The sequence below is a fragment of the Morganella psychrotolerans genome, assembly GCF_965118875.1.
Taxonomy (GTDB): Bacteria; Pseudomonadota; Gammaproteobacteria; order Enterobacterales; family Enterobacteriaceae; genus Morganella; species Morganella psychrotolerans_C.
Genome location: NZ_CBCPJD010000002.1, coordinates 36,491 through 58,405 on the forward strand (window position 1 = coordinate 36,491; position 21,915 = coordinate 58,405).

At 51.1% G+C, this 21,915-nt stretch carries 25 protein-coding genes; 5 read left to right on the forward strand and 20 right to left on the reverse strand.

The window, feature by feature from the left end; all coding sequences use genetic code 11:
- Positions 1-106: 106 nt before the first annotated feature.
- The 20 genes from cobC to ACMHKJ_RS03770 are packed head-to-tail and all read right to left on the reverse strand — an operon-like array spanning position 107 to position 16,285.
- On the reverse strand, positions 107-733 hold the full coding sequence (gene cobC / locus ACMHKJ_RS03675) for an alpha-ribazole phosphatase (RefSeq protein ID WP_413492146.1): 627 nt from the start codon (positions 731-733) through the stop codon (positions 107-109).
- Positions 734-735: 2 nt separating this feature from the next.
- Entirely contained in the window at positions 736-1,503 is a 768-nt protein-coding gene (gene cobS / locus ACMHKJ_RS03680; protein WP_413492147.1) for an adenosylcobinamide-GDP ribazoletransferase, read from the reverse strand.
- Positions 1,500-2,045: a bifunctional adenosylcobinamide kinase/adenosylcobinamide-phosphate guanylyltransferase gene (gene cobU / locus ACMHKJ_RS03685; RefSeq protein WP_413492148.1), complete on the reverse strand. Its 546-nt coding sequence runs from the start codon at positions 2,043-2,045 to the stop codon at positions 1,500-1,502. Before cobU ends, cobS begins: the two co-directional genes overlap by 4 nt.
- Complete coding sequence (locus ACMHKJ_RS03690) at positions 2,042-3,577, reverse strand: cobyric acid synthase (RefSeq protein WP_413492149.1); 1,536 nt, start codon at positions 3,575-3,577, stop codon at positions 2,042-2,044. Before ACMHKJ_RS03690 ends, cobU begins: the two co-directional genes overlap by 4 nt.
- The gene (locus ACMHKJ_RS03695; RefSeq protein ID WP_413492150.1) at positions 3,574-4,422 is read right to left on the reverse strand and encodes an ATP-binding cassette domain-containing protein; all 849 of its coding nucleotides are present in this window, start codon (positions 4,420-4,422) and stop codon (positions 3,574-3,576) included. The genes ACMHKJ_RS03690 and ACMHKJ_RS03695 overlap by 4 nt, the downstream gene beginning before the upstream one ends.
- Positions 4,419-5,096 carry an energy-coupling factor ABC transporter transmembrane protein gene (locus ACMHKJ_RS03700; protein ID WP_413492151.1) on the reverse strand — a complete coding sequence of 226 codons (678 nt, stop codon included), beginning with the start codon at positions 5,094-5,096 and terminating at the stop codon, positions 4,419-4,421. Before ACMHKJ_RS03700 ends, ACMHKJ_RS03695 begins: the two co-directional genes overlap by 4 nt.
- Positions 5,083-5,361: an energy-coupling factor ABC transporter substrate-binding protein gene (locus ACMHKJ_RS03705; RefSeq protein WP_067403461.1), complete on the reverse strand. Its 279-nt coding sequence runs from the start codon at positions 5,359-5,361 to the stop codon at positions 5,083-5,085. The genes ACMHKJ_RS03700 and ACMHKJ_RS03705 overlap by 14 nt, the downstream gene beginning before the upstream one ends.
- Positions 5,358-6,092 (reverse strand): energy-coupling factor ABC transporter permease, encoded by a 735-nt coding sequence (locus tag ACMHKJ_RS03710; RefSeq protein WP_067368195.1) that lies wholly within the window; start codon positions 6,090-6,092, stop codon positions 5,358-5,360. The genes ACMHKJ_RS03705 and ACMHKJ_RS03710 overlap by 4 nt, the downstream gene beginning before the upstream one ends.
- A 15-nt stretch (positions 6,093-6,107) precedes the next feature.
- A complete protein-coding gene (locus ACMHKJ_RS03715) occupies positions 6,108-6,833 on the reverse strand; it encodes a cobalt-factor II C(20)-methyltransferase (RefSeq protein WP_413492152.1) in 726 nt (241 codons plus the stop codon).
- A gap of 13 nt (positions 6,834-6,846) precedes the next feature.
- Positions 6,847-7,629: a sirohydrochlorin cobaltochelatase gene (gene cbiK, locus ACMHKJ_RS03720; RefSeq protein ID WP_413492153.1), complete on the reverse strand. Its 783-nt coding sequence runs from the start codon at positions 7,627-7,629 to the stop codon at positions 6,847-6,849.
- 17 nt (positions 7,630-7,646) lie between these two features.
- Positions 7,647-8,435, reverse strand: a complete 789-nt coding sequence (locus tag ACMHKJ_RS03725) for a cobalt-precorrin-6A reductase (RefSeq protein WP_413492154.1) — start codon at positions 8,433-8,435, stop codon at positions 7,647-7,649.
- Positions 8,432-9,157 carry a precorrin-3B C(17)-methyltransferase gene (locus tag ACMHKJ_RS03730; RefSeq protein ID WP_067368188.1) on the reverse strand — a complete coding sequence of 242 codons (726 nt, stop codon included), beginning with the start codon at positions 9,155-9,157 and terminating at the stop codon, positions 8,432-8,434. Before ACMHKJ_RS03730 ends, ACMHKJ_RS03725 begins: the two co-directional genes overlap by 4 nt.
- The gene (locus ACMHKJ_RS03735) at positions 9,151-10,218 is read right to left on the reverse strand and encodes a cobalt-precorrin 5A hydrolase (protein WP_413492155.1); all 1,068 of its coding nucleotides are present in this window, start codon (positions 10,216-10,218) and stop codon (positions 9,151-9,153) included. The genes ACMHKJ_RS03730 and ACMHKJ_RS03735 overlap by 7 nt, the downstream gene beginning before the upstream one ends.
- Complete coding sequence (locus ACMHKJ_RS03740; protein ID WP_413492156.1) at positions 10,193-10,972, reverse strand: cobalt-precorrin-4 methyltransferase; 780 nt, start codon at positions 10,970-10,972, stop codon at positions 10,193-10,195. Before ACMHKJ_RS03740 ends, ACMHKJ_RS03735 begins: the two co-directional genes overlap by 26 nt.
- Entirely contained in the window at positions 10,965-11,534 is a 570-nt protein-coding gene (locus tag ACMHKJ_RS03745; RefSeq protein WP_413492157.1) for a decarboxylating cobalt-precorrin-6B (C(15))-methyltransferase, read from the reverse strand. The genes ACMHKJ_RS03740 and ACMHKJ_RS03745 overlap by 8 nt, the downstream gene beginning before the upstream one ends.
- Positions 11,534-12,148 carry a cobalt-precorrin-7 (C(5))-methyltransferase gene (locus ACMHKJ_RS03750; RefSeq protein WP_413492158.1) on the reverse strand — a complete coding sequence of 205 codons (615 nt, stop codon included), beginning with the start codon at positions 12,146-12,148 and terminating at the stop codon, positions 11,534-11,536. The genes ACMHKJ_RS03745 and ACMHKJ_RS03750 overlap by 1 nt, the downstream gene beginning before the upstream one ends.
- Positions 12,145-13,302 carry a cobalt-precorrin-5B (C(1))-methyltransferase CbiD gene (gene cbiD, locus ACMHKJ_RS03755; RefSeq protein ID WP_150385000.1) on the reverse strand — a complete coding sequence of 386 codons (1,158 nt, stop codon included), beginning with the start codon at positions 13,300-13,302 and terminating at the stop codon, positions 12,145-12,147. The genes ACMHKJ_RS03750 and cbiD overlap by 4 nt, the downstream gene beginning before the upstream one ends.
- Before the next feature lie 2 nt (positions 13,303-13,304).
- Positions 13,305-13,934, reverse strand: a complete 630-nt coding sequence (locus tag ACMHKJ_RS03760; RefSeq protein ID WP_413492159.1) for a cobalt-precorrin-8 methylmutase — start codon at positions 13,932-13,934, stop codon at positions 13,305-13,307.
- 9 nt (positions 13,935-13,943) lie between these two features.
- Positions 13,944-14,903, reverse strand: coding sequence for an adenosylcobinamide-phosphate synthase CbiB (gene cbiB / locus ACMHKJ_RS03765; RefSeq protein ID WP_413492160.1), 960 nt, complete (start codon positions 14,901-14,903; stop codon positions 13,944-13,946).
- Positions 14,900-16,285, reverse strand: a complete 1,386-nt coding sequence (locus tag ACMHKJ_RS03770; protein WP_413492161.1) for a cobyrinate a,c-diamide synthase — start codon at positions 16,283-16,285, stop codon at positions 14,900-14,902. The genes cbiB and ACMHKJ_RS03770 overlap by 4 nt, the downstream gene beginning before the upstream one ends.
- A gap of 796 nt (positions 16,286-17,081) precedes the next feature.
- On the opposite strand from ACMHKJ_RS03770, the gene cobA reads away from it, so the two are divergent.
- From cobA to ACMHKJ_RS03795, 5 genes are all read left to right on the forward strand, one after another.
- A complete protein-coding gene (cobA, locus tag ACMHKJ_RS03775; protein ID WP_413492162.1) occupies positions 17,082-17,867 on the forward strand; it encodes a uroporphyrinogen-III C-methyltransferase in 786 nt (261 codons plus the stop codon).
- Positions 17,868-18,024: 157 nt separating this feature from the next.
- Positions 18,025-19,137: a threonine-phosphate decarboxylase CobD gene (cobD, locus tag ACMHKJ_RS03780; protein WP_413492164.1), complete on the forward strand. Its 1,113-nt coding sequence runs from the start codon at positions 18,025-18,027 to the stop codon at positions 19,135-19,137.
- Complete coding sequence (locus ACMHKJ_RS03785) at positions 19,130-19,990, forward strand: GHMP family kinase ATP-binding protein (RefSeq protein ID WP_413492165.1); 861 nt, start codon at positions 19,130-19,132, stop codon at positions 19,988-19,990. Before cobD ends, ACMHKJ_RS03785 begins: the two co-directional genes overlap by 8 nt.
- Before the next feature lie 345 nt (positions 19,991-20,335).
- Positions 20,336-20,707 (forward strand): hypothetical protein, encoded by a 372-nt coding sequence (locus tag ACMHKJ_RS03790; protein WP_413492166.1) that lies wholly within the window; start codon positions 20,336-20,338, stop codon positions 20,705-20,707.
- Between the two features lie 150 nt (positions 20,708-20,857).
- Positions 20,858-21,514: a precorrin-2 dehydrogenase/sirohydrochlorin ferrochelatase family protein gene (locus ACMHKJ_RS03795; RefSeq protein WP_413492167.1), complete on the forward strand. Its 657-nt coding sequence runs from the start codon at positions 20,858-20,860 to the stop codon at positions 21,512-21,514.
- Positions 21,515-21,915 lie beyond the last annotated feature (401 nt).

The window sequence follows — 21,915 nt, forward strand, 5'->3', positions numbered from 1 at the left end:
GTCGTTTGCTCACATTATTATTTTATAATTAAACAACAGGCGTATACCCTTATTCATTCAAACTGCAGGTTTGTTGGCTGCATCCTGAATGACGTTGGGTATATAATTAAACAACAGGCGTATAAGGTGACCGCCCGTTAAATACAGATAACGTCATAAATCCGGCGCGGCATTCGACCACGCTGTAACTGTCCTGCTCACAGGGAAACTGCCACATGGCATCAGCAGGCAGACCAAACCAGCGGGCAATCATCAGCCCCAGAACACCTTTATGTGCCACAATAAGCCGGGTGCCGGGGTTGCCTGCTGCTTGCTGGCGCAGCGTGTCAGCAAGAGTTTGTACCCGCGCGGCGAAGACCGGAAACGGCTCTCCGTTTGTAGGCGTCGCGTTCTGCCAGTCATTTATCCAGCCTTCCCAGTCTGCCGGGAAACGGGTGGCTATCTCACTGAAATGGCACATTTCCCAGTCACCGAAGTCCATTTCATTCAGTTGTGGTTCAGTGGTGTATGTTTTTCTGTCCGGCGCAATAATATGTTCTGCGGTTTGTTGAGCACGCAGTAACCCGCTGGTCAGCACGCTATCAATATGTACCTGCTTCAGATAGTCCGCGACAGCGGCGGCTTGGTTGTGACCGGTATCTGTCAGGGGAAGATTCGTGCTGCCGTAAAATAAACAGTCCCGGTTACCGGTGGTTTCACCGTGACGGACAAGAATAAAGCGGCTGAGGCTCACAGTCACATCCAGAAGAGTGCGAGCAGAAACAGAATCTCTCCGCACTCTTCAGCGGCACCGAGGGTATCTCCGGTTTGTCCGCCGAGGTGATGACAAAAATAGCGCCCGAGCCCGTAAATAATAAAGGCAGTAATAATCAGCGCGCCAAATGCTTTCATGCCGCCGAGCAGCGTAACAATGACGGCGCCGGTTGCCAGCGTGGTGATAAACCGGCGCAGGCTGATGCGCCCGATATAAATATTGCCCATACCTTCCCCTTCGCGGGCGTAGCGCTGGTTATACATCAGCAGCGACATACAGGTGCGCCCGGCGACCGGAGCACAAACCAGCAGCCCGGCGGCGGTCATCAGAGAGAGGGGATGTAACATAAGGACTTCATAAGCGGCGGCTGATTTTGCCATCAGCGCAAAAACCAGCGCCAGACAACCATGCGTACCGATGCGGCTGTCGCGCATAATCTCCAGCATCCGCTCTCGTTTCCGGGCGGAGAAAATACCGTCGCAGGTATCAGCCAGACCGTCGAGATGAAACCCTCCGGTCAGTAACATCAGGGCAAATACATATCCGAGTGCTGCAATCAGCGGGCTTTGCGCGGAGTAATCTATCCAGACGGTGAACAGTGCAGCGATGACGCCGACAATTAGTCCGGCAACCGGAAAGTACGGAACCCCGCGGCGGTACTCCTGAAATTCAGTTCCTTCACTCCAGTGCGCAGGCACAGGGATGCGGGTGATAAATTGCAGTGTCGCCCACAGGTATTTCAGATTCATTTGATTTGAACTCCGATCCCGGAAACGACCAGCCAGACCTGTTCTGCCTGACGGGCAAGCTTTTGGTTAATACGCCCGGCGATATCCACAAAGTGGCGCGCCAGGCGGTTTTCCGGCGTGATGCTCATGCCCAGCTCATTAGTGACGATATACACCGGGCATTCGCTCTCTTTGCAGGCATCGATGATATGGTCGATTTCGCTGTTGATGCCGATTTCCAGTTTTGCATAATCCAGCGTATCGGGATCAGCGCCCCCTGAGGCATCATAAAGCAGGTTGGCGATAAGTGTGGTGATGCATTCCAGCATAATCCCTTCGCCGGGTTTGCGCTCATAACGGATGGCATCTGCAATGTTTTTAAAGCCCTCCCGGGTCCGCCAGTGCTGCGGGCGATCAGCTTTATGGCGGGCGACACGTGCCGCCATTTCATCGTCAGTAATGACAGATGTGGCGATATACAGTGCGCTGTGGCACCTTTCCGCGACAAGATTTTCGGCAAAACTGCTTTTTCCGCTGCGGGCGCCGCCGGTGATAATAATCATGCTGTTTTTTCCTTGTGCGCGCGCATCAGACGGGTGATCTCTGCGATATCCAGATGTTCCCGCATCTGTGCGGCGAGAATATTGAACTGCTCTTCCTTGTGCAGGGCATAATCAAAAATACTTTCGGGCAATGGCTCAAGCCCTTTAGATTCCCGTAATTTATTTAGCAAAGGGCGGGTGAAATTATTTCTGTCGAATATTCCGTGCAGATAAGACCCCATCACGCTGCCGTCCGGGCTGACTGCGCCATCTGCATGATTGCAGGGCTCCCGGTTTTTCTGATGCATGTGCGCAAACGCCAGTGCATCCGGACCTAATTCTGATACGCCCATGTGGATCTCATAACCGCTGACCGGCTGTGTGGTGCATGCCGACCAGATCCCCGGCAGTGTGCTGCTGATGGTTCCGGCGGTTTGTGTGGTATTTTTTTCCGGGGAAAAACGGGTGGTGATATCGAGCAACCCCAGTCCCGGTAAATCTGACATGCCGGATTCGATATCGTCATAAATATGTTTGCCGAGGATCTGATACCCGCCGCAAATACCGGCAACCGGCGTGCCTTTTGCGTGTTGTGTCAGGATCGTTTTATCCATGCCTTTCTGGCGCAGCCACAGCAGATCACCCAGGGTATTTTTACTGCCCGGGATAATCAGCAGATCCGGTTCACCGAGGGCTTTCGGATCTGATTCATAACGCAGGCGGACATCCGGTTGCGTGGCAAGGGCATTAAAATCAGTAAAATTAGCAATGTGCGGTAACTGAACCACGACAATATCCAGCACTTTCTCTGTTTTGCCGTCATATTTACCGACCTGCAATGCCACGCCGTCTTCATCTTCCAGATCGACATCCAGCCACGGTAACACGCCCAGAACCGGAACGTTGGTGAGCCCTTCGATCTGTGTGATCCCGGGCATTAACAGAGCAACATCGCCACGGAATTTATTGATGATAACCCCGATTACCCGGGCGCGTTCCTGATCACTGAGCAGGGCCAGGGTGCCGTAAATAGAGGCAAATACCCCGCCGCGATCGATATCTGCCACCAGGATCACGGGTGCGTCGATCATCTCCGCCATACCCATATTGACAATGTCGCCATCGCGCAGATTGATCTCCGCAGGGCTGCCCGCACCTTCCAGCACGATGATGTCGTGCTCAGCGGCAAGACTGTTATAGACCTCGTGGATCAGTGTCCGCAGCTGTGGTTTATAGTTGTGATATTCCACCGCGTCCATGTTGTTGGCGACTTTACCCATCAGTACCACCTGAGATTTGCGGTCAGAGGTCGGTTTGAGTAAAACAGGGTTCATGCGCACATCCGGCTCAATACCGGCGGCTTCCGCCTGAAAAATCTGGGCGCGTCCCATCTCCTTGCCGTCACGGGTGATCCCCGAGTTCAGTGCCATGTTCTGTGATTTAAACGGGGCGCAGTGATAGCCGTCCTGAGAGAAAATCCGGCAGAATCCGGCGACTAATACACTCTTTCCGACATCGGAAGCAGTGCCCTGGATCATCAGTGAAACTGTCATGCCATTACCTCTAGTGTCCCGGCGGCGGGAGTTGTTTGCTGTTGCAGTTGTGCAAACAGCGCCTGTTCAGTTTTACACAGCGGCAGACCGGTCTCACAGTGAAGTTTGACCAGCCAGGGCTGTTCCAGACCGGCGGCGGTTATCATCTCTTTTTGCAGAAAAACCGCTTCCGGTGTGCCGTGGCCACACACTTCGCCGTGCGACATCACGTAAATACCATCACAAACCTGATAGATAAGGTCAATATCATGGCTGGAAATGACAATGTGTTTGCCTGCGGCGGCAATGCGGGCGAGCAGGGAAATCATATGTTGCCGTCCGGCGGGATCAAGTCCGGCGGTGGGTTCATCGAGCAACAGATAGTCCGATTCCATGACCAGCGCACCGGCGATCGCGACCCGTTTTTTCTGTCCGAAACTCAGGTGCTGAATCGGCTTATCGCGGAAAGAGAGCGCATCGACCAGGCGCAGCGCTTCATCAGTCCGGCGTTTTATCTCTGCTTCATCCATCCCGAGATTACGCAGGGCAAAGGCGATATCGCTGTCCACGTCAGTATAAAAGATCTGTAAATCCGGGTCCTGGAAGACTGTCACAACGTGTGAACGCAGCTCAAGAAGGGCTTTTTTGTTATAATTCAGCGGCTTGCCATGCCAGAGAACCTGTCCGTGCTGCGGTTTGAGAATACCGGATAAATTCATAAACAGGGTGGATTTTCCACAGCCGTTTGCGCCGATAATTCCGGTTACCTGATGCTCACTGAAATCCATTGTCAGGTTTTTCAGAATATTATCATCCTGATAGCGGAAAGTGAGGTCATTAACGGCTAATTGAGGGCGCTGGTTCATATATGAAAATTCCCCTGATATAACTTCACATCGAGTGCAACCGACATCTGCTGATAGCGCATCATGACTCTGGAAAATAGCATGGTTACCAGCATGGCCAGCGAGCGGTAGCCCGTACACAGGTTGCGGTAGCCGAAGCGCAGGGACTGTGCGTGATAAATCACTGCGGCTTCTTCCAGAAAGATAAAAATAAACCGCCACGTCAGCAGGATTTGTTCGATAAGCACCAGCGGAATACGTCCGTGTTTCATCAGTTTTATCAGCTGTTCAAACGGCATATTGAGCATAAACCAGAATGTCGCGGCAAGTGCCGCCATACTGCGCCAGAATGTCAGATTTGCTGTTGCAATACCTGCGGGATCTAATCCTATCCAGTACTTTCCGAGATGAATACTCCACAGTAATACATCCGGCTGGCGGGCAAAGGAAATAATAATGGCCACCAGACCGACCGCCAGAAAACTGAACGGGATCAGCAGCCATTTCAGATAGCGCAGCGGTGATACCCGTAATAACCAGCAGGTAAACGCTGCGATAATAATAAGTAAAGCCGCCTGGCCTGCCGGAGGCAGGCTCATCGCCAGCACCATCATCAGAACGTAGAGGGCGAATTTCGTCCTCGGATCACGCTGACGCCAGCGGCTTTGATAACTCAGCGCATCAAGGCTTTGCATTTTTCCGGCCGCTGCGGTAGTAACCGAGCACATAGAAAATAACTGCGGTGCCTAAACAGCCCTGTAAGGTAAATAACAGGCTTTCGATTTCACCACTGGCCGGTTCATACAGGGATTCAAACCAGGGTTCATAATCCGGCGCGATAGCAAGGATCTGCTGTTCAGCCTGATCATCTGATCCGCCATATTCACCACCGTGATCGATAAAAAACGGGATGATAAAAATAGCGATGGTCAGAAACAGTAAAATCAGTGTCTTTTTCATGCCCGTACCTCATTTCCCACCAGGTTTCGTTTCACTAACTGGTCATAAACCATCACAGTGAGCAGACCTTCAGCAATGGCAATCGGCACCTGAGTCAGACAGAAAATACTCATGAATTTCAGGATAGCCGCGCCCATACCCATTTGTGGATCAGGGAAGGCGACACCGAGCTGAACAGAGGTGACAAAGTAGGTGGTCAGATCGGCAAACACCGCCACAAGGAAGACGCAGACATCTTTACGCCAGCCGAGTTTGGTGGTGAAACGCCAGATAAGATAACCGACCATCGGTCCGATAACTGCCATCGACATGCCGTTGGCACCCAGTGTGGTCAGCCCGCCGTGTGCCAGCATCAGTGCCTGGAACAACAGAACAATAGAGCCGAGCACCGCCACAACTGACGGCCCGAACAGAATAACCGCCAGCGCCACCCCGGTCGGGTGAGAGCAGCTTCCGGTTACTGACGGGATCTTCAGTGCGGAGAGCACAAAGATAAATGCGCCGCACAGTGCCAGCAGTACTTTCTGGTTGGCATCTTCCTGAACAATCGCTTTGAGACGGACAATCCCTGCCACAAGAAACGGCAGGAAAATCAGCCACCAGGCAATAGCCCACATCGGCGGTAAAAAGCCTTCCATGATATGCATGGCAAAGGCTTCCTGAGGTGCGATCATCAGCAAAATTGTGACGGCGGCACCGGTTAACGAGAACTGCGTGAGTTTCTGTTGCATAACAACCTCACCGAATTATTTCCGGGTTTTATTAATTAATACCGTTGAGAAATAAGGCAGTGTCTGTTCGTCGTCTATCTCATCCAACCGTGTCCAACACTGTTCGCTTTCCAGCGTCGCGTCGGCCATCAGTATGGCATGGTCAAATAAGTCATGGCGGCGGAGCAGATCGCGTACCTGTTGTAAACGACCATAAACTTTCATTAAAACAATACAATCGTGATGGGTAATCGCATGCTCAAGTTCTTCGGGCGATGCGGTACACGCCATAACGGCAAGGCTCTGGGTTTCCATCGCCAGCGGCACAACCGCGCGTGAGGCGATGGCGGCAAACGAGGTCACGCCCGGTACGACTTCCAGCCATGGCTGGTTGCCGATGCGTTCCAGTAAGGAGACCCAGGTACTGAACAGCATGGAATCACCCAGGGTAATGAAACCGACTTTTTTACCGTCAGCCACATCTTCCTGAATTGCTTTTGCAACATCATCCCAGACTGCTTCTTTCGCTTCCTGCGGGGCTTTCATCAGGAAGTGATAGGTTTTCACCGTGGTTTTTCCGGTGATATACGGGGCAACAATAGTATGTGCCAGGCTCGGGGCATCTTTTTTCCCGGCCGGTGCATACAGAATGTCCAGTTCACTGATGATCCGCGCACCGCGTACTGTAATCAGATCGCTGGCGCCGGGACCGGTGCCGATAGCGTAGAGTCTGCCCTGTGGTTGTTCTGTTTGTTCGCTCATGTATGTAAGGACCTTACTCCGCGTTATCCATTGTTTGTGCGAGATGTTCGACAAACATCTGGCGGATCATGTTGTTTTCGCCCATGCCCTGTAACCATGGCATAGCTTCAATACCGGCCTGCTCAAGCTGTGTGCGCCATGAATCTTCTTCGTCAGATGCCATGTCGTTAATGGCATGGTCACCGGCAACCAGCATCAGCGGCATAAGATGCACTTTGCGGATATTGTCGGCTTTCAGTCCTTTGATAATTAAATCAATTTCAGGATAGCTTTCGACGGCACCAACGCGACCCGGAAAACCGCTGTTGGTCATCATGTGATCAAGACAGGCGTATGCGGAGAACGCATGGTGCGAGGCACCGTGCCCCATAAAGACCACGCGTTCATCGTCTTTGAGTTCCGGCATCTGGAAATGCAGAGCATCAATCAGTTGTGAGTAATCGTCAAAGCTGCTCAGCAGTGGTTTACCCACGCGCAGATAACGGAAGAACGGACGGTATTTTTCGACCTGGCTGACAATTTTTTCGTACTCACCGCCATTAATCACATGCAGAGACTGTATCGCCACATCCTCATAACCCTGCTCGTGCAGGTGACGCAGTGCTTCTTCGGGGTTATCGATATGCAGGTTATCGCGCGTTTTTAATTTGCGGATAATCATACCGGACGTAAAGGCACGGAAAAAATCACGGCCGGGAAACGCTGCCGCGAGCTGTTTTTCACAGCTTTCAATATTTTTTTCCCTGGTTTCCGCGTAACTGGTGCCGAAACTAATCACTAATAACGCTTTTTTCATCTCATAACCTCAGTAAATCAACAGACAGAAAAACGGGATATCAGATACTGCTCTACCCCGGAAAGATTATTTAATTCAGTTACATCACCGGACACCTGTGTCTGCGGGCGAACCACCACAATGCAGGGGATCCCCAGCGCCAGGCAGGGTGCTACTTTCTCACTGAATCCGCCCTGAGCGCCGGACTCTTTGGTGATAACCACATCCGCATTACAGTAGCGGTAAAAGGATTCATTAAACTCAGCAGAAAACGGGCCTTTCAGGGCAAAAATCTGGTCGATAGTCAGCCCGTAAGATTCACACTGTGCGAGAACATCCTGTGTCGGTAAAACGCGTGCCAGTACGGTTTTACCCGGCAGGTGCGCAATATAGTCCGCCAGTTGTTTACTGCCCGTTGTCAGTAAAATCCGCTCCCCGAGCTGCATTGCCAGTTCACAGGCGCTGTCAATGGAGTCCACTTTATGCACCAGCGGGTTATCAACGGTGTCAATGTGACTCGGGCGGTTATAACGCACCAGCGGAATTTCCAGCTCGCGCTGCACCTGTAAGATATTCTCACTGAGTACAGCGGCGTACGGATGGGAGAGATCAGCCAGTACGCTAATCTCATGACGGCGGCAGAAATCTGCCATCTCATTTGCATCCATCCGGCCCTCGAGGATCTCACCCTGTAACCCCGCAGCCTGCTGACGACCTGCCGGCGTGGCGACAGAGAGCTTGTAAGCCACTCCCTGTGCATCCAGGCGCTCACAGAGCAGGCGGGCATCCCCGGTCCCGCCGAAAATCAGCAGCCCGCGCGGGATCACAGTACGTATCCCCGTGGTGTGATCATCAGGTCATCACTGATATAAGTGGATTTATTACCGACGATCACCAGGCTTGTCATATCAACGCGCTCATATTCCATCTCACCGAAGGTGGTTATCCACTTCTCTTCTTTCTTACGCGCTGCCGCTTTGACAACCCCGACCGGCGTTGTGGCTGCTTTGTACGGCGCCATCAGTTCAAATGCACGCGCCAGATGACCTTCACGACCATGGCTGCGGGGGTTATAGAAACAGATAACAAAATCAGCATCAGCTGCTGCAATAACGCGTTTTTCGATGACTTCCCACGGCGTCAGCAGGTCACTCAGACTGATGTGGCAAAAGTCATGCATCAGTGGCGCACCCAGCAGGGACGCGGCGGCGATACTGGCGGTAATGCCCGGGACAACACGAACTTTGATATCCCGTTTTTCTTTGGTGACAATTTCGAGGATAAGCCCGGCCATGCCGTAAATACCGGCGTCACCGCTGCATACCATCGCAACGTTTTTACCTTCCTGTGCCAGATCGATAGCCAGACGGCAGCGCTCAATCTCTTTACACATCCCGGTTTTGATCACTTCTTTATCGCCTACCAGAGGTTTCACCAGATGGGTATAGGTTTTATATCCCACAACCACTTCCGCTTCTTTCAGTGCGGCGATGGCTTCTCCGGTCATCATGGCTTCGCTGCCGGGACCAATGCCTATAACGGTTAACATATTGTTTCTGCTCCTAACGTAATGGTGATCCCCTGGTCTTTACGGGTTTGTCCGATCAGGTGACCACGGCTCATAAGCCAGGCCACCGGTTGGGAAACACTCCCTACGCCCACGGTTTTCTTAACAAATTCGGATGCCGGGAACTGCGCCGCAACGGGTGCCAGTTCCTCAGCACTGAAAACAGTAAATGGCACGCGGTAATGCTCCGCGAGTGCCAGTAAAGCTGGTTCTTCTGCTTTTAATTCGATGCTGCCGATAGCCCGGACGGCCTGCGGCAGCAGATTATTTTCTGCCAACTGCTCTGCAAACAGGCGCAGGACCGCCTCAGTTGCAGTTTCTTTCCGGCAACCCATGCCCGCTATAATCCGGCGCGGAATAAGTTTATAAACCGGTATAGACAGTAATATTTCTTCACTGCGATAGCTTACACAGACTAAAGCATCCAGTTCCGGCAGATTGCGCAGGTTATCCACCTGTATCAATCCGGGAGTGGCGTACTTATCCTGTTCACCGGCAACGTCCGGATGCCACCAGATCCCGATACGCTGACCGCTGACCATCATCTGATTTAGCGTTTTGACGGTTTGACGGAAATCGGTGAATGTGGCATCCATCTCCTGAGCCAGCAGATCAAAACTGGTTACCTGATTGACATCAGTGGCGGTGGTTATCACCGCCTGTCCGCCGATCCGCTCTGCCAGCCAGACTGCCAGTTCATTTGCGCCGCCGAGATGTCCGGAGAGCAGGCTGATAATAAACTGCCCTTTTTCATCCATCACAATTACGGCAGGATCACTCATTTTGTCTTCAATTACCGGCGCGAGAACGCGCACCGTGATACCGGTTGCACCAATCACGATTAATGCATCGTTATCACGGAATGCCTGTTGCAGCCCTGCTCTGAAACCACCGATAAAGGGCTCAAAGCCGTCTGACACCAGTTTTTCGCTGGTGTAACAGGTCACCGGTAGCAACGGGCGGATTTTTTCCGCCAGTGCTTTGCCGCCCGGTGTCAGACAAAACAGCGCAATGCGCTTACTCTGAGGCTTTCCGGTATTCATGGCTGAAGCCTGCATCGTACAGTTTGGAATAATGGTATTCGTTGCCCAGGAAAGGCCCGACCAGAATCAGCGCTGTTTTGCGGATTTTCGCATCACGTACCGCGACAGTGATATTTTCCAGTGTGCTGCGCAGCACCTGACAGTCCGGCCAGGTGGCTTTGTACACCACGGCAACCGGGGTTTCTGCCGGATAACCGCCCCCGGTTAATTGTTCAACCACACCGGAGATATCCTGCACGGAGAGGAAAATAGCCATAGAGGTCTGGTGAGCGGCAAAGCTGCGCAGGCTCTCTTTCGGCGGCATCGGCGTGCGGCCTTCAATGCGGGTGATAATCAGGCTTTGTGACACTTCCGGTACTGTGTATTCCACGCCCAGTTCTGCGGCAGCGCCCAGGAAAGAACTGACTCCCGGGATCGCACTGAAGCCGATATTGTGCTCATTGAGCACTTCACCCTGTTCGCGGATGGAGCCGTAAATAGAGAGGTCACCGGTCTGTAAGCGCACCACCAGTTTGTTACTTTTCACACCATCAACCATGACAGTGATGATATCGTCCAGGGTCATGCCCGCGCTGTCATAGCTCACAACACCGTCTTTGCAGTAATCCAGAAGCTCTGTATTAATCAGTGATCCGGCATAAATGACGATGTCAGCCTGTTGTAAAATACGGTAGCCTTTCAGGGTGATAAGACTGATATCCCCGGGACCGGCGCCCACAAACCAGACTTTTTGGTGGTCAAACTGTTCAGCCACAACGGGCCTCCTTACGACAGGAAATAAGATAGGTAGGGTTATTCGGTTTAAAATAGTAACTGTGTCCGAGCGCGGTCATGTGACCCGCCTGTAATTCACAGCAATCCAGCTCAGTAACTTCGCACTGTTTCAGATGGGTAATCGCCTGCGTCAGGTTATCCAGCAGGATAAAGGTCATGACCAGGGTGCCGTCGTTATGCAGATGGTCAAGTGACCAGTCGATAATCTCTGTGAGATTGCCGCCGGTGCCGCCGACAAATACGGCATCTGCTTTTTCGGCGATTTCCACAGGCGCATACGCTTCAATCAGGCGGATCTGCGGGCACTGAAAGTGGAGGCAGTTCTCTTTGATAAGTGCGACGGCGTCCGGTTTTTTTTCGATGGCAATAATATCCAGCGCCGGATAGCGGAGTGCAGCTTCAATAGCAATGCTGCCGGTGCCCGCGCCCACATCAATCAGCCGTGCAGCGCCCTGTAAATCAAGCCGTGAGAGCGCAAGCGCCCGCACCGGCTCTTTGGTCATCGGGATTTGCTGCCCGCGCAGAAAAAGTGCGTCTTTCATCAGAAAACCTCACTGCCTTTTTTGTCGATTAACACGACATTCATGTCGTAGTCGCCCATAACCTGATCCGCATTGAGAATGGTTATCCGTTCATTGCGCATCGACAAATTTTCACCAATTATCAGGCGGCGGTTCTGTCGGCGCTGAATAATTTCAGAGGCAATTTCTTTAGGGCCGATATTTTTATCTGTGACCATACCAATACGCTCATGACCGAGCAGCCAGTCAAAGTCCGGGCTGCGGTTATGGCTGCTGGTGAGATAGATATCATTCATATCCATGCCCACTTTGGCGCACAGATACTGCACCGAGCTTATCCCCGGGATTATCTGTACCTGCTCCGGTGCAAAGGTGTCACAAATTCGTTTGCCGATACCGAAATACATCGGGTCGCCGGACGCGAGGATCACAATACGGCGATCAAGACGTTCCGCTATCCAGTGCATCAGTCCGCTGACATCGGCATCAATTACTTTGGTTTCAATATGCAGATCGGCAAATTCATTCAGGTGACGCTGTCCGCCGATTAAAATATCCGCACCGGAAATTGCATCAGTTGCCCGCCGGGTCAGATACGCCTGTGACCCCGGACCCACGCCGGTTACATAAATCATCGGAATCCCTCCGTAATGGCGCTCAGCGGACGGTTTGTCCCCAGCACCTGATTATCAAATGAGAACAAAATGGCATCGCATTGCGGCGGTGAATCAGAAAAGCGCAGCATCTGATTAACGCGATCACAGATTTTCTCTGCAATGCGCGGGTAAACCGCCTGAAAGCCCTGAGCATTGATAAGCTCAATTGCTGCTTCTGTTGTGGTGCAGTCGTCAACTTCCTGTAACAGGGAGAGCGGCGCGCCGATTAAAGCAAGATTTGAAATGAGTGTTTCCATCCTCGCATCCGCAATATGGCTGTGAGTGTGGAAAATACCGGCGGCGATTTTAACCAGCTTGCCGAAATGCCCGAGGATCACGACATGCTCGAATTTCAGCCGCGTGACTTCCTGCAACATGTAACCCACAAAGTTACTCATGGTGACGACATAGTTGCCGTCCAGCCCGAGCTGTTCATTAACAAAACGCTCGCCGTGGTTGCCCGGCACTAAAAAGATCCGAGTCAGACCCTGCGCACGTTTCATCTCTAATTCAATGGAGAGCGAGCGCTTCCAGCTCTCTTCCGACATCGGTGTGACAATACCGCTGGTGCCGATCACGGAGATCCCGCCGAGAATACCCAGGCGTCCGTTATAGGTTTTTTTCGCGCGCTCTTCGCCTTCGGGGGCAAAAATCGTGACATCCGCACCCCGGTTTGGTCCGATGGCTTCACGGACAGCGGCTTCTATTGTCTGGCGCGGGGTTTTGTTGATCGCGGCATCGCCTATCGGCAGCCCGACCCCGACTTTCGTTACCCGCCCGACACCTTCACCACCGTCTAATGTGATGATTCCACTGTCATTGATAACCACGCGGGCAAAAATCAGCATGCCGTGGGTGGCATCAATATCATCACCGCCATCCTTGCGGATAGCGGCGGTGGCGGTTTGTCCGCAAATCAGCGGCTCTTCCACATTCAGGGACAACGCGACACCAGACGGTGTGACGATAGAGACCTGCTGAATAACTTCCTGACGCAACACCATCAGCGCAGCGACTTTCGCCGCTGCTGTCGCACAGGAGCCGGTTGTATAACCTTTGCGCAGTGCTTTGCCTTTGTGCCAGACAACACCGGTTCCGTTGTCATCTGTGGCTGTGGTGTTTTCCTGCGTCATGATTACGCCTCCGGCATCCGGTAGAGGATAGCGTTAATAATCGCGGCGGCAACATTACTGCCGCCTTTACGCCCGAGGGCGGCGATGCACGGCAAATTACTCGCCGCAAGAGCATCTTTGGATTCAGCCGCGCCCACAAAACCGACCGGGACACCGACAACGGCAACCGGTTTTTCTGCGTGCTCCATAACCCGGAACAGGGCGGTCGGTGCATTACCGAAGACAAAAATTTTCTCACCCGGCTCCTGCATGGCGATATCAACCGCGGCCATCGAACGGGTGATTTGCTGTGCTTTTGCTGCGGCAACCACTCGCGGGTCGCTGACATAGCAGCGGCATTCTGAGCCGTATTGTGCCAGGCGGTTTTTATTGATCCCTGACAGCGCCATGGTGGTATCGGTATAAAGCGTACAACCGCGGGCGATACCGTCGCGGAGAGTCTCAATCACTCCCTCAGAGAAATGCAGAATATCCAGCCAGTCAAAATCAGCCGTTGTGTGGATAGCGCGCTTGATAATGGCGGCGTGATCATCACTGGTAAAGCGGTACTCCGGGCGAGAATCCCGGATAATGTCATCAATGATCAGGAAACTATTTTTTTCGATTTCCTGCGGTTGTTGTATATAACTCATCATTTTCCCTTACAAAATCCACTGTGACAGAAGATAAACGACAGCAAACAGTGCCAGCGCGGCGGAGGAAGCAACCCACATCAACCGGATGGTGCTGAGAATATCGTCTGCATTAATTTCCCGCGTATCGTTGCCGAGCCATGGTTTATCAACTAACTGACCAAAATAGGTATTCGGGCCGCCGAGGCGGACACCGAGCGCACCGGCAACCGTTGCTTCTGACCAGCCGCTGTTTGGGCTGCGGTGATTAGCGTGGTCGCGCAGTCCGATGGTGTAAGCGAGCTGGTTATTGAGTTTTAAGATACGGGCGGCAAAGGTGAACAGCAGCCAGCTCAGGCGTGCCGGAATATAATTGGCGACATCATCCGCGCGGGCGGAAAACATCCCGATATCGCGGTATTTATCATTTTTATAGCCCACCATGGAATCGAGAGTATTGACGGCTTTGTATGCCATCGCCAGTGGTGCGCCACCGAGTAATAAGAAGAACAGCGGGGCTATCACGCCATCGACGGTATTTTCTGCAACCGTTTCAGTGACTGCCCTGGTGATTTGCGGCGGCATCAGTTCGCTGGTATCCCGCCCGACAATCCATGAGAGTTTTTCTCGGCTTTCGGCTAAATTTCCGGCTTTCAGGGCGTGATACACCCGCATGGCAGAATCCTGTAAACAGCGGGTTGCCAGCGCGGTGTAAGTCATCCAGACAGTAACCAGCCAACCAAGACTGGTTTCGAGATAAAAGGCCAGCGCCAGCACGCCGTAGCTGATAACCCAGGTGCCGCCGACAATCACAATCCACAGTACGATGCCGCCCCGGCGCAGTGCGGCGTCACTCCGGCAGCGGCTGCGGATCATACGTTCTGTTTTGCGGATAGCATTGCCAATCCAGCGGATCGGGTGCGGCCAGTGCTCCGGGTCACCGAGGCGCCAGTCGAGGAGAAAGGCAATCAGCCAGCTCAGCAGTGTCATAACACGCACCGCGCAAGAGAGAACCAGTGATCGAGTAATCCCGGACGCTGGGCAAAATGCACATGCAGATAACCGGCAAAGGTATTTCCGACCTGGTAACCGCCCGTCCAGCGTTTTTGCACTTCGCCGTCCCGCTCTTTGATAAATTCAAACGCAGGCGCCAAATCAGTCACGAAATCAGAATAATGGAACTCATGCCCGCGCAGGCGATCACCTGCTTTAACCAGTGTGGTATCTGTCAGCGCGGTTCCCTCACAGTAGCCGAAACGCCTGAGACGGTTACCCATTGTGCTGTGTCCGCTGATAATGCCGGTCATCGGGTAAGCCTGGTTGTTGCTGTCGGTCAGGGTGTCCCCGAGATACATCAGACCGCCGCATTCAGCATAAACAGGAATACCGTGCTGGTGGGCGGCAAGTAAAGCCTCCCGCATCTCTTTATTGGCGGACAGTTGCTCTGCGTAAACTTCCGGGTAGCCCCCGCCGATATAAATCATATCGCACGCGTCAGGCAGTTTTTTGTCATGCAGCGGGCTGAAAGTGATGATTTCTGCGCCGGAATGGCGGATGAGATCCAGATTATCGGGATAATAGAAGTTAAAGGCGGCATCCTGTGCCACCGCGACTGTCAGACCGCGTCCGGCATCCGGAGTGGTCAGAAGCGGAGTCGCACAGACCTGCGGTGCCTGCCACTGTGTCAGTGTGAGTAACTTGCTGATATCGGTTGTTTTTTCAATCTGCTCAGCCAGCCGCTGCCAGCGTTCTGTCTGTTGTGTCTGCTCCTGCGGCGGAATAAGTCCCAGGTGGCGGGAAGGCAGTTCAATATCGGACATAACCGGAATGTAGCCGAGAACAGGCACGTCGCAATAATGTTCAATCGCGTGTTTCAAAAGCTGATAGTGATTGTCACTGTTGACCCGGTTAATCAGCACACCGGCAATATTCAGTGTCGGGTCGAAATGCTGAAAACCCATAACAGAGGCGGCAATAGAAGTGGAAACCGCTTTGCCGTCGACCAGTAAGATGACCGGACAGCCGAGTTGTTTTGCCATCGCGGCAGTACTGCAATAGTGCGGATCAGTACCAAAACCGTCATAGAGCCCCATCACGCCTTCAATAACACCTGCGTCTTTATCCTGCATATAATGATGAAACTGAGAAGTCAGGATGGATTCCGGCAGCATAAAAGCGTCCAGATTACGGGAGGGGACACCGGTTACTGTGGTATGCCAGCTGCTGTCGAGATAATCAGGGCCGACTTTGCAGGGCTGAACCGTCAGTCCGCGGGCACTCAGCGCCCGCATAATTCCCAGCGTAATGGTGGTTTTACCGCAACCGCTACTGGTTCCGGCAATAACAAAAACCTGTTTTTGTGCCTTATTCATACGCTACCTTTGACACTATATTGTTGCCAAAAAAACGTCCTGATAACAGGAAAGCAAAAAAAGGTTAAATAAATTAACCCGGTGACTGTCTTTTTATTTTCATGATCATTAGCAAAATGAAAAATGCTGAACAGCGACATGAAAAAAATTAATGATCATTTAATTAACATTGCCGATTTTTGATATAGTAAATTTGTTACGGCTATTTATATTCGGGTTTAATAAAACATAAAACTCTGTTTTTATATATCGACATATTACAGTTTGTGATGTTGTTCACATAAATACTTGATTTGTGATCAAGATAAATAAAAACAGATCTATTTAATTTCACAAATAGACATTAATATGTGAAATAAATGTTCTTATTATCATAAGTTGTTAATTTAAAATAAAACAATAGTAATTTGTTTGTTGTTGATAATGACTTGGTTTTAGGCGGATCATGTAAAAAATCATTTATTTCATGTGTTTGAAAATTATTGATCTTCTTGATTTTTTTGTATGAACTCTTCCGTAGCGTGAACGTATTATTGAGACATAAATCATGTATTTTTTTCTGTTATTATTCGATAATACAAAATATTAAACAGAATTGTCTTTATTAAGCATTTATCGTGAGCAGATCAAAGAATATCGGTAATGATTAATTAATACTGCTGTTCATCTATTAAGACATCATTAATAAGACGTATTTTTAATAGTCATCAGGGTGTAAGTATTACCAGCACAAATGATGATGATAACAATGGTGTTGTTTCTTTCTGTTGATTACTTTAATTGATAAGGCAATAAAATGAGCGAAGGTAAAGTATGGCTTGTCGGAGCCGGACCCGGAGATGCATCATTAATTACCGTAAAGGGACTTCATTGTATACGCCATGCCGAAGTATTAGTGCATGACCGTCTTGTCAATCCTGAGTTAATCGCTTGTGCGCCGTCCGGATGCAAAATTATTAATGTCGGCAAAACACCGAACCATCATCCGGTTCCGCAGGATGAAATTAACGACATTCTGGTGAAATACGCGTCAGAAGGCAAAAATGTTGTCCGTCTGAAAGGCGGGGATCCGTATGTATTTGGCCGTGGCGGTGAAGAGGCGGAATCACTGGCACAAAAAGGGCTGGATTTTGAAGTCATCCCGGGGATCAGTTCTTCTATCGGCGGGCTGGCATACGCGGGTATCCCGGTCACACACCGCGACCACGCATCCAGCTTCCATGTTGTCACCGGTCACATGTGTCAGGGGAATGAACCTCAGAACTGGCAGGCGCTGGCCGCATTAAGCGGTACCCTGGTTATTCTGATGGGGATGACCCGCCTGGCAGAAATCAGTCAGTTATTAATTGATAACGGAAAATCGCCTGATACCCCGGCGGCTGTTGTGATGTATGCAAGCCAGCAGCGCCAGCAGGTGGTTACCGGCACACTGACCACATTACCGGACGAAGCCGCGCGCCTTAAACTACACCCGCCGGCACTGATTGTTGTCGGGGATGTGGTTAATCTTCATCAGGTTCTGGCATTTGCTGCCACACAAATTGATATTACGCAGGAACCCCCGTTAGAAGCGGTGTCATAGTGTTATCCTTAAAATAATATTACCCAACGTCATTCAGGATGCAGGCAGGAGGCAAGGAAGACTGACGGGGAGCACAGATAAACTATGTGACCCGGCTGGCTGAGTACTGCCAACGAACCTGCGGTTTGAATGAGTAAGGGTATAAGCATCCGGTTGTATGCAGATCATACTGTGTGCAGCCTCAGATTTGGAGGAGGCTATGAGTGAACACGGTGGTAATGTAGTTGAAGTGGCTGAGCATCTGGGGATCTCACCCGCATCAATTTTCGATTTTAGTGCCAATATTAATCCGCTGGGACCACCCGACCGGGTTAAAGCCATTATCCGCGACAACTTATCCGTTATTGAGCGCTATCCTGATATTGAATACCGTTACCTGCACGCTGCACTGGCTAAAGGTGCCGGATGTGAACTGGGGCAGGTCATTGCCGGGAACGGTGAAACCGAACTGATTTACTCGCTGGTGCGCCATCTGAACCCGCACAGCGCACTATTATTAACCCCCGGATTTGCCGAGTACCGCAGAGCACTGGAACACCTGGGTTGTGACATCATTGAACACGCACTGACAGAAGAGAATGACTTCCAGCCGGATGACTCTCTGCTGGCAGATATTGAAGCCCGCCGCCCTGATTGTGTTTTTATTGCCACACCGAATAACCCGACCGGTTTGATGCCGGATATTGCATTGCTGCATAAACTGGTTTCTCTGTGTGAATCCCGCCATATCCATCTTATTGTCGATGAAGCTTTTATTGATTTCCTGCCGGAAGGCTCACCGCTGACCGCACGTCTGCCGGAAACCCGCTATTTGTATCTGCTGCGCTCCCTGACGAAATTTTTTGCCATTCCGGGACTGCGCCTGGGTTATCTGCTTTGCGGTGACAGTCATGTTATCAGTAATCTGAAAGGATGGCGGGAGCCCTGGACGATTAACGGACTGGCGGCGCTGGTGGGAGAAGTCCTGCTGGATGATAAAGAGTATATCTGTAAAACTCAGGAACTGATTGCTTCACAGCGTGAGTATTTGTGTCAGGAATTGCGTCAGTTTCCGCTGCTCAAAATCCGCGAGCCGACAGCAAACTATATTTTTATCCGCTGTCTTAATGGTGTGGAATTACAGTCTGCCCTGCTTAAATATAAGCTGCTTATCCGCCGCTGCCAGAACTATCCGGGGCTTGATGGCTCGTATTACCGCATCGCTGTCCGCAGCCAGGCGGAAAACCGCCATCTTATCGGCGCATTAAAACAGGTATTCCAACATGGCTGAGGCACACTGTCCGGCATCCTGTGGTGAATTATTACAGGGATGGATCCTCGGGGGCGAGAAACTGGTTTCCTGTCCGATCAACTGGTTCAGCTATGTATCTGTCACTGAAGATGTGCCGCTGGGGCTGGAGCGCCCCCGCATGCGCCAGATGCTGGAGCGGGTACTCAGGCATCTGGATATTGTTCCGGAAGCGACCGGCATGCTGCGTATTGAATATGACTCAACAATCCCTGTCGGCAAAGGGCTGGCGAGCAGTACCGCAGATATTGCAGCAACTGCACAGGCAACGGCGCGGTTTTACGGACACGAATTATCACCGGAAACCCTGGCAGCACTGTGTGTGGATATTGAACCGACAGACAGTACGCTTTTCTCTTCTCTGACACTGTTTGATCATCAGACTGCCGGCACGCAAATCTCTCTCGACTGGGCACCAGACCTGAACATTCTGTTACTGGAAAGCCCGGATATTGTGCTGACAGAGGATTTTCATAAGCGGGATCGCCGTGCGGCGTTGTTAGCCCGTGAAACTCAGCTGGAACAGGCGTGGAAGTGCCTCAATACAGCCTGTGAACAGCAAAGCCCGCAACGCCTGGGGGAGGCCGCAACACTGAGTGCGATAGCCAGCCAGGATCTTCTGCCCAAGCCCGGTTTTAACGGGCTGTTTGAACTGGCAGAGCAAAATAAAATTTACGGGCTGAATGTCGCACACAGCGGCAGTGTTATCGGGCTTATCTACGATGATGTACAGCACGATAAAGATTTTATTTATGACTGGATCCAGCGCCACCAGCTGGATATATTTTATCCTCAAGTACACGAAGTGTGCATGACGCCGGGCGGCGTTCGCTAATCCCGCGTCATCCTTCAGCCTGTGGCTGTGTTGGCTGCGCTCAGAAATCCGGGTCACATACTTGTGTATGCTCCCCGGATTTCTTCACTTACCGCCTTGCCACAGACTGAATGATTATCCGCGTCATCCTTCAGCCTGTGGCGGTGTTGGCTTCGCTCAGCTATCCGGGTCACATACTGATGTATGCTCCCCGACTATCTTCACTTGCCGCCTTGCCACAAACTGAATGATTTAGCGGATATATTTCACCTTTTTTAAAATCTTAATTCTTACAAATTGAATTTTATCTCTGTCTTTTATAAATGTTCATGTAAAAGGCAGATAACGGGCAGGCGAACGAAAAGCATGCGCGCCATGGATGGCGCGCCTGAGCTTACAGGGATGTATTTACAGCGACTTTTCGTTTTGCCCGTTATCAGCCCGCCCCCGGTGCTGAAATTAGTACTCCCTGATGCCAAATCCGCGTCATCCTTCAGCCACAAACTGAATGATTTAGCGGATACATTTTCGCCTTTATTTTTAAATCTGAATTCTTTCAAATTGAACGCGATCTCTGCCTTTTATAAATGCCCATGTAAAAGGCAGATAACGGGCAGAGAAACGAAAAGCATGCGCGCCATGGATGGCACGCCTGAGCTTACAGGGATGTATTTACAGCGACTTTTCGTTTTGCCCGTTATCAGCCTATCTACCGAAGCTGAAATCAGCACTCCCTGATGCTAAAGACATTCCTCCATACCCCTGTTTGCCCGCCGACAGTTTCCGGCGCTGTACCGCAAAGTCAGCAGCGGAGTGCTGCGTGGATGACGCGGGCGGGATATGATGCGAAAAATACTTTCTGACCGAATAATCCGGAGAAAAAACATTATGCTGCGCTATCCGTTGTTTTGTGACTTACAGGGAAAAATGTGCCTGATTGTAGGCGGGGGAGAGGTTGCTCTGCATAAATGTCAGGCGCTGTTGCAGGCCGGCGCAAATGTCACTGTAGTTGCACGCTATTTTCACAGCGACTTTGCCACACTGGCGGAACGCCCGCAACTGACATGCACTGAAGCGCCGTTTGACAGCACGTTGTGGCCGGATGATTGCTGGCTGGCATTTGCAGCAACTGATTCACCGGAGGTTAATCAGCAGGTACTGGCTCTGGCAAACAGGCACCGCTGCTTTTGTAATGTGACTGACTCACCGGAAACCGCCTCATTTATCTCTCCTGCGACAATTGATGTACTGCCGGTACAGATAGCGCTGATCTGCGGCGGAAACCCCGTATATACCCAATTCCTGAAACACCGGGTGATGCAGGCAATACCCGCAGATGCCCCGGTGAAACTACAGCTTGCCGCCCGTGTCCGGGAGCAGGTAAAAGCCACAAATGCCTCCCGTGATGCCAAGCGGCTGTTCTGGCAAAAATTCTTCACAGATACCGCACTGGAACAGCTTTTATCATTACAGGATGATGATCTGCTGACAGATTACCTTTCCTATCTGCTGGCACAGTTTACCGAAGAGCAGGGTACGCGCTGAAACATACTTTAAGATTATCGTCATGAGCATATACCCTTATTCATTCAAACTGCAGGCTCGTTGGCCGCGCTCATCCGGCCGGGTCACATACTAATGTATGCTCCCCGTCAGTCCTCCCTTGCCGCCTTCCTGCATCTTGAATGACGTTGGGTATAGACGCCCGGTATATATTGATAAAACCGGGCTTTTATTTATGGATAAGAATAATATTATTACCGCGTTTTTTGAGCTGAATGGTTTAGTTTAAAATTATAATGCGTAAAATAACCAAAATAAACTAACGGTATTATCATATTAATAGTAATTAATTTACTTTTCCGCATCATTTATTTTTATATGTTTCATAATATTGACGTTTCATCATTAAATAAGATGTACGTCACACTATTAAGGTGATGTGT

Excerpts from the sequence above, each read along its gene's own strand:
- ACMHKJ_RS03790 (WP_413492166.1), top strand. The coding sequence starts at position 20,336 with ATGCGCGCCATGGATGGCGCGCCTGAGCTTACAGGGATGTATTTACAG.
- cobS (WP_413492147.1), bottom strand. The coding sequence starts at position 1,503 with ATGAATCTGAAATACCTGTGGGCGACACTGCAATTTATCACCCGCATC.
- cbiD (WP_150385000.1), bottom strand. The coding sequence starts at position 13,302 with ATGACGCAGGAAAACACCACAGCCACAGATGACAACGGAACCGGTGTT.
- ACMHKJ_RS03795 (WP_413492167.1), top strand. The coding sequence starts at position 20,858 with ATGCTGCGCTATCCGTTGTTTTGTGACTTACAGGGAAAAATGTGCCTG.
- ACMHKJ_RS03715 (WP_413492152.1), bottom strand. The coding sequence starts at position 6,833 with ATGAGCGAACAAACAGAACAACCACAGGGCAGACTCTACGCTATCGGC.
- ACMHKJ_RS03760 (WP_413492159.1), bottom strand. The coding sequence starts at position 13,934 with ATGAGTTATATACAACAACCGCAGGAAATCGAAAAAAATAGTTTCCTG.
- ACMHKJ_RS03750 (WP_413492158.1), bottom strand. The coding sequence starts at position 12,148 with ATGATTTATGTAACCGGCGTGGGTCCGGGGTCACAGGCGTATCTGACC.
- ACMHKJ_RS03690 (WP_413492149.1), bottom strand. The coding sequence starts at position 3,577 with ATGACAGTTTCACTGATGATCCAGGGCACTGCTTCCGATGTCGGAAAG.
- cobA (WP_413492162.1), top strand. The coding sequence starts at position 17,082 with ATGAGCGAAGGTAAAGTATGGCTTGTCGGAGCCGGACCCGGAGATGCA.
- ACMHKJ_RS03695 (WP_413492150.1), bottom strand. The coding sequence starts at position 4,422 with ATGAACCAGCGCCCTCAATTAGCCGTTAATGACCTCACTTTCCGCTAT.
- cobU (WP_413492148.1), bottom strand. The coding sequence starts at position 2,045 with ATGATTATTATCACCGGCGGCGCCCGCAGCGGAAAAAGCAGTTTTGCC.
- ACMHKJ_RS03730 (WP_067368188.1), bottom strand. The coding sequence starts at position 9,157 with ATGTTAACCGTTATAGGCATTGGTCCCGGCAGCGAAGCCATGATGACC.
- cbiK (WP_413492153.1), bottom strand. The coding sequence starts at position 7,629 with ATGAAAAAAGCGTTATTAGTGATTAGTTTCGGCACCAGTTACGCGGAA.
- ACMHKJ_RS03770 (WP_413492161.1), bottom strand. The coding sequence starts at position 16,285 with ATGAATAAGGCACAAAAACAGGTTTTTGTTATTGCCGGAACCAGTAGC.
- cobD (WP_413492164.1), top strand. The coding sequence starts at position 18,025 with ATGCAGATCATACTGTGTGCAGCCTCAGATTTGGAGGAGGCTATGAGT.
- ACMHKJ_RS03745 (WP_413492157.1), bottom strand. The coding sequence starts at position 11,534 with ATGAAAGACGCACTTTTTCTGCGCGGGCAGCAAATCCCGATGACCAAA.
- ACMHKJ_RS03705 (WP_067403461.1), bottom strand. The coding sequence starts at position 5,361 with ATGAAAAAGACACTGATTTTACTGTTTCTGACCATCGCTATTTTTATC.
- ACMHKJ_RS03785 (WP_413492165.1), top strand. The coding sequence starts at position 19,130 with ATGGCTGAGGCACACTGTCCGGCATCCTGTGGTGAATTATTACAGGGA.
- ACMHKJ_RS03700 (WP_413492151.1), bottom strand. The coding sequence starts at position 5,096 with ATGCAAAGCCTTGATGCGCTGAGTTATCAAAGCCGCTGGCGTCAGCGT.
- ACMHKJ_RS03710 (WP_067368195.1), bottom strand. The coding sequence starts at position 6,092 with ATGCAACAGAAACTCACGCAGTTCTCGTTAACCGGTGCCGCCGTCACA.
- cbiB (WP_413492160.1), bottom strand. The coding sequence starts at position 14,903 with ATGACACTGCTGAGCTGGCTGATTGCCTTTCTCCTCGACTGGCGCCTC.
- ACMHKJ_RS03735 (WP_413492155.1), bottom strand. The coding sequence starts at position 10,218 with ATGAATACCGGAAAGCCTCAGAGTAAGCGCATTGCGCTGTTTTGTCTG.